The 5,575-nt window shown below is 59.2% G+C and carries 3 protein-coding genes and 1 pseudogene; 1 reads left to right on the top strand and 3 read right to left on the bottom strand.

The genetic code is table 11. From position 1 onward, the window contains the following. The first annotated feature begins 18 nt into the window (after window positions 1–18). Window positions 19–728 (top strand): annotated as a pseudogene (locus tag HMPREF2129_RS10245) (IS6-like element ISCef5 family transposase). A gap of 674 nt (window positions 729–1,402) precedes the next feature. Here HMPREF2129_RS10245 and HMPREF2129_RS10240 read toward each other — a convergent pair. The 3 genes from HMPREF2129_RS10240 to HMPREF2129_RS10230 form a co-directional block, all read right to left on the bottom strand. Then, on the bottom strand, window positions 1,403–2,704 hold the full coding sequence (locus tag HMPREF2129_RS10240; protein WP_232218152.1) for a coiled-coil domain-containing protein: 1,302 nt from the start codon (window positions 2,702–2,704) through the stop codon (window positions 1,403–1,405). Window positions 2,705–4,240: 1,536 nt separating this feature from the next. Then, window positions 4,241–4,540 carry a hypothetical protein gene (locus HMPREF2129_RS10235; RefSeq protein ID WP_024058949.1) on the bottom strand — a complete coding sequence of 100 codons (300 nt, stop codon included), beginning with the start codon at window positions 4,538–4,540 and terminating at the stop codon, window positions 4,241–4,243. Between the two features lie 171 nt (window positions 4,541–4,711). After that, the gene (locus tag HMPREF2129_RS10230) at window positions 4,712–5,020 is read right to left on the bottom strand and encodes a helix-turn-helix domain-containing protein (RefSeq protein WP_024058948.1); all 309 of its coding nucleotides are present in this window, start codon (window positions 5,018–5,020) and stop codon (window positions 4,712–4,714) included. Window positions 5,021–5,575: the final 555 nt, after the last annotated feature.

Raw genomic sequence — 5,575 nt, 5'->3', positions numbered from 1 at the left:
CGTGAAATAATCACAGCCATGGGCATCTTCTCCGGTCGTCATTTCCCCGTGAAATCATCCTGTGGGCGGTCCGGTGGTACTGCCGCTACGGGCTCAGCTACCGCGATCTGGAAGAAATGATGACCGAACGCGGCGTACCGGTCGATCACAGCACCATCTACCGCTGGGTCCAGAAATATGCTCCTGAGCTGGACAAGCAGACTCGGTGGTACCGACAAGTCCCGGATTGGCAGGCCCGGTCCTGGCGGGTGGACGAGACCTATATCCGGGTCGGGGGAAAGTGGTGCTACCTCTATCGGGCCATCACCGCGGGTGGGCATACCCTGGATTTTTACCTGTCCCCAAAGCGTAATGTCGCCGCAGCGAAGCGTTTCCTGGCCAAGACCCTGAGGTCGAACACGATAACCGGGTTCCCGCGGGTGATCAACACCGATAAAGCACCCTCCCTGGCCAGGGCAATCGCCGAGTTGAAGTCAGAGGGAATCTGCCCGCAGACCGTGGAACACCGGCAGGTGAAATACCTCAATAACGTCATTGAAGGAGATCATGGGCGGCTGAAACGGATCCTCGGACCGAAGGGGGCGTTCAAAAACCGGACCTCGGCGTACCGGACGTTGAAAGGGATGGAAGCGATGCACTCATTACGGAAAGGCCAGGGCGCGATGTTTGCCTACGAGCAACCGAACCCGGATGCGGTGATCGTCAGCCGGGTGTTCGAGGCTGCCTGAGAACGCCGACCCGCAGCGAGCATCAGAGGATGAAGACTGGGTCGTCACGGCTCTCCGCCTGAAGTTTGCAACAGCACCAAGGCGCCGTTCGGACGTCGTAGGGGAATAGCGGTGGTGCAGCTCTAGGTGCACTGACATTTCACGGTGCATTTCACACGCCGCTTTGTTGCACATCACCCGTGCTGTTTTACAGTGCAGTGCAGCGGTGCTTTTACTGGCGTTTCTGCTGCGCAATTCACTGCACTATGTAGTGGACGCGACATTTCATTAACACGTAGGTTGCACTGTGTATTGGGCACCCATTTCGTCGACACGTTTACTGCGCAATCAAATGCCCTGTCACTTTAATGACATGTGAATCGGGCAATAAAGTGGCTCGCCATTCTATTGACACCTTTACTGCGCAACAGAATGACAACGACATTCTGCCGGCCCTTTTGCGGGCGTCTCTTCTGCGCAGCACATGCGCCGCCGTACACACCGACGTACTGCGCACTATCTCCGCCACTTAACAGGCCAATTCACTGCGCAACGTAGTGACACTGGCCCCGCCTAGCCGAGATTTCTTCGCTTTTCGCCGAATCTCAGCGGTTTGCCCGCCGCCGATGACCGACGGACGCCGACGGCACCCTATACGGCCCTCAGAAGGCCGTACAGGGCAGGGGAGAGCGCCCCTACAGCTCCCTGCCGCCGTCGTGGTCACGCTGCTGCTGTTGCTGCTGGCGGCGCTTCTCAATGCGCTCACGTGCGCGCTGCTGCGCCCCGTCCTTCTTGCCTGAGGTCTGCGACTGCCTGAACAGCGTGTAACGCTCAAGCAGCTCCGGGCTACGATGCAGTTCTTGCACCAGGAACTTCTTATCCAAGTGCTCCAACTGCTGTCTTGACTTCACCGCTTCTTCGATGATGATGGCGGCTTCGTCTTCGGCATCCGCGTGCGCGTTGCGGCGGATCTGATCAGCCTCATCGTGAGCATCCTTGCGCGTTACTGCAGCGTCACCTGTGGCCTCGTCGCGGGTGCGTGTGGCCTCATCTCGTGCTTCGCTGCGGATCTTTTCTGCGTCGCGCTCGGCTTGCTTACGAGCCTCGTCAGCCTTACGAGTGATCGACTCCGCTTCGCTGCGGGCTGCGGCTGTAATCTCGCTCGCCTTGGACCGCGCAGTCTCTTCGGCCAGGTCGTGCAGTTCGTCTGCTTGCGCTTCGGCAAGGCCCATGGTCTGCTCGGCTTCTTGTTCGGCCTTCTCGCGTGCTTCCTTGAGCACACGCTCGGCAACCTCGCGAGCCTGTGCTTCAGCATTCTCCTGTACGCGCTGGGCTGCTTCGCGGGCTTCTTGCGCCTGTTCAAGTTCCTTAGCAGCCTGCTCGCGGTCACGATCAATCGCGTCCATGTCGCGCTGTACGGAACGCTTCTTGACTTCGACATCATCCTCGCGGTTCGCGAGATCCCGCTCCCGGTCTTGCTGCTCGATGTAGCGGTCGAGGTTGAGTGATTCGTCGTGTCGTTCTGACACTTCTAGCTCCACCGGATAGCCCAGCGCGTGCATGTGCTCCCGGAGTCCGCGTTGCGCGTCGATGAACTTTTGATTACCCGAGATCTGCTTGCCCTTCTTCGGGCCAGATGTGTACCGCACGGAGGTGTCAGTGTTGTACGCGATGCCGGGGCGGCAGCGAAGCTTGTCGGGATCTTCGGGCTTCGGCGAGAACGTGTCAGCCTGGAACTGGATGTGTGGTGTGCTCTCGTCGAAGTTCATATCACCGCCAGCAACGGCATCGATGCCGCCGGGAATGAAGTTCTCGGCGAGCCAACGCATTGACTCTTCGGGGTACTTCTTTGCTTCTTCGTAGTCGCGGGCGACATAGCGCGGACGTTTCACTTCGCGCCCGTCCACCTCACTGGTGTAGTAGTCGGGGATCTCCTTGCACATCGACTTCGGCAGATACACGACGAACAGCGACGTCTCGAAACTGTTCTTCTGCACGCGCACTCCGTCCATCCGAGGCGTACAAAGCCGCCACAGGGCCGTATAGCCGTGGCCCACAAAGATGAACCAATCGAGTCGCGGCGCTACACATTTGCATCAGCAGCTGCCGCTGAATCTGCCGCAGCTTGCAGCTGCGAAACACACGTCGCTGGCGGTGCTCGTTACATGCGCTTGCGCGCATATGGTCGCCGCGAGCGTGATGCGTCTGCACCGATACTGTGCTTGTTGCACGGGCCGATATGGAGTGTGTTACTCAGCCCGTGTCGTTACCCCCGCAGCAGCATCAACACCGCCTTGTGGCGGATGGCTCGCTGCGGGATTTTCACCACCCTGCAATGACCGCCTGACGGCGGTGTCACGGTGCAGGGTGTCGCTGTGCGCACCACGTCAACGATGTCGGTCTTGCCGTTCGGTTAGACACCTTGCGCTCGCAGGCTCGCTGCAGGTGTCTCGATGACGCGGGAAGACGCCGCAAGCGGCGTTTCCACCCGTCATCGGCCCTTACTTTAAGACCGACATACAACGGACGTAGCCGCATGTGGTGCGCACAGCGTGGCGACCTGCAGATTTTGTGTAGGCACCATGTGCGCTTCGCGCATCAACGGGCCGTTTCGGGTAAGGGTCGAAGACCGCATAAAGACCCGAAACACGCAGGTCGCAGCCCCCTTCTGTGTCAAAACCCCTATATGTTTGTCGTTATAGGGGTAGAAGGGGGAAAAGGGCATAAGGGGGTGCGACGCCTCCGCTGCGCTCCGGCGCTCGGCATAGCCGAGGCACTGCACCGGGTATTACTGCTCGCTGGCGCTCGCATAACCCGGTGCCCGGCGCTGGCGCGCCGCCCCCTACAGCCCCAGTCTCAGACCTCGCTCGCTCGGTCTGGCTGGTGCTGTCTTGCCCTCCGCTTGCGCTCCGGTCAAGATGCCCAATAGTGCAGCTGGCGCTGCACCTTGTGTGATGACCCATGCTCTGCATTACGACACTGCCGGCAATCCGATATATCCCGTCGATATGTATTCGGATATGCCAGCATCGATGTGTCGTGTTTGGGTCATCACGAAACACTCCATCACGGCAAGCCTGCCGAGATGGATATTGGCGTTTCTACCGACGCGGCATAATGCGGCGTCCGCCGCATACCATCTGCCGTCGCGGTCACAACTTCAGCAACATGACTGTTGCTGAAATCTGCTCTGTCCACGCTGCTGTCTTTGCTGCACCCACGGCCCCGTCTTCGGCATATTTCAAGTCCACACAAGACTATGCCGGCCAGAACCGCGCATAACAGCAGCGCGACATACCGCCAGCCATGTGGCGGATGATCCAGGCGACGGGGCAGACGTGTATATGCCCCGTCGCCGATACCGGCGCAAGCATCGTGACAGTGTCACGTGTAGCGGTGCCGCAGCCACCCGCACACACGCGAAAACCCCGCCCTTGCGAGCGGGGTGTGTGGCGACATCAAACGTGACGGCTGTACGTCGTCACGCCGCGTGGCCGTACACACATGAGGTGATTGCGTGTACGGCTAAAGGGTTAGTCGGGTACAACTTCTAGATGCCGCTTCGGCTTACTGCCCTCGGTGCTCTCAGGCGTGTCGCCGTCACCGTTCTCAGGTGTATCGCTGTCCCCTTCGGTGCTGGCGGACTTGTCACCGTCCCCTTCGGTGCTGGCGGACTTGTCACCGTCGAGATTCACCTCGAACTCTTCGGCATACTTGCGCAACTGCGCAAGGCGCTCCTTTGTCGCTTTGTGTGCACGGCGCGCCTCGTTCACGGTATCTTTTGCTTGCTGCTCATCGCGCAGCGCTGCTGCGTAATCGTCTCTGAAAGACATGGTTTGTTCTCCTTGGTTGAATGAACTGTTTATTTGGACTCGGGGCACGACGGTGGAGCGCGCGTGTGTAGTAGCACGGCCATCACCCATCAGCCCTCGCACTCAGTTCAAGACCCAGCCTGACTAGCTGAGCTAAGCGGCGGGATCTCGTCGTAGGCGGGTTTGTCCGCATTAGTGCTTCACACCGCCCAGCACCGTGACGAGCTGCTGGCGCTGCTCATCTGTCAGTTGGGGCGCTGCATTCACGACGGCATCGACGAAGCCGTCGAATAGCTGCGGGGCAGGGCGGCGTGCGGCCGCGAGGTAGGCGTCGAGATCGTCTTGGCGAATCCGATAGGCGGTGCCGAAACGGTGGAATGAAAGACGGCCCTCTTTAATAGCTTTTCGCAACGTGGACTCGGAGCCGACGCCGAGATCGGCGAGTTCCTGCAGCGTGTAAAAGCGTGGCGCGACGGCGGTAGTCGTGTCCTTTTCGGACATAGAAAAACGCTCCTGGGCAGATTGATCTGTCCCGGAGCGGGGTGCTTTACCGGCTTGCTATTCAGGCGGCTTGGAGTGCCGTGCTCAACTCGCTAGAACGGTGGTCTGCCGTCCCATCGCTTTACGGGAGCGCTTACTCCCTACCTGACCGCTTTTGTGGTTGGCAATGCCGTTGCCGACCGGTCTATCTCGTCGGAGGAACCGCGCCTATCACGGTCGAGAGGCTGTCTCTTTATGAATTATCCTCGGGGTTATCCCCCGTATGCGGCTGGCTAAACCAAAAACGAATTAAAACGCCACATACGGTCTGGGGGCCATCGTACGGAACTTATGCGTCGCGCACAATAGCCTGCGACCTAATCTTTACGAATCGAACCGAGCACGTTTCTACACGCCACGTGGCACGGCTGGGGTGTTGTGGTGGGGCAGCTGTTGTGTGGCGGCATGGTGACACGCAAGGGGCGCGCCTTTTTGTGACCTGTGACACGTCTATAGTGTGCTCGTTTCGTAGTTTTGACCTCGTTTCGTAATTTGCCGATCAAAATACGAAAAAAT

The organism is Corynebacterium tuscaniense DNF00037, from assembly GCF_000759055.1.
Taxonomy (GTDB): domain Bacteria; phylum Actinomycetota; class Actinomycetes; order Mycobacteriales; family Mycobacteriaceae; genus Corynebacterium; species Corynebacterium tuscaniense.
The sequence above is the reverse complement of the archived record's forward strand: the minus strand, read 5'-3'. Positions and strand labels throughout refer to the sequence as shown.

What these genes read in the sequence shown, in the direction of transcription:
- HMPREF2129_RS10235 (WP_024058949.1), bottom strand. Translation starts at nt 4,540, where the DNA reads ATGTCTTTCAGAGACGATTACGCAGCAGCGCTGCGCGATGAGCAGCAA.
- HMPREF2129_RS10230 (WP_024058948.1), bottom strand. Translation starts at nt 5,020, where the DNA reads ATGTCCGAAAAGGACACGACTACCGCCGTCGCGCCACGCTTTTACACG.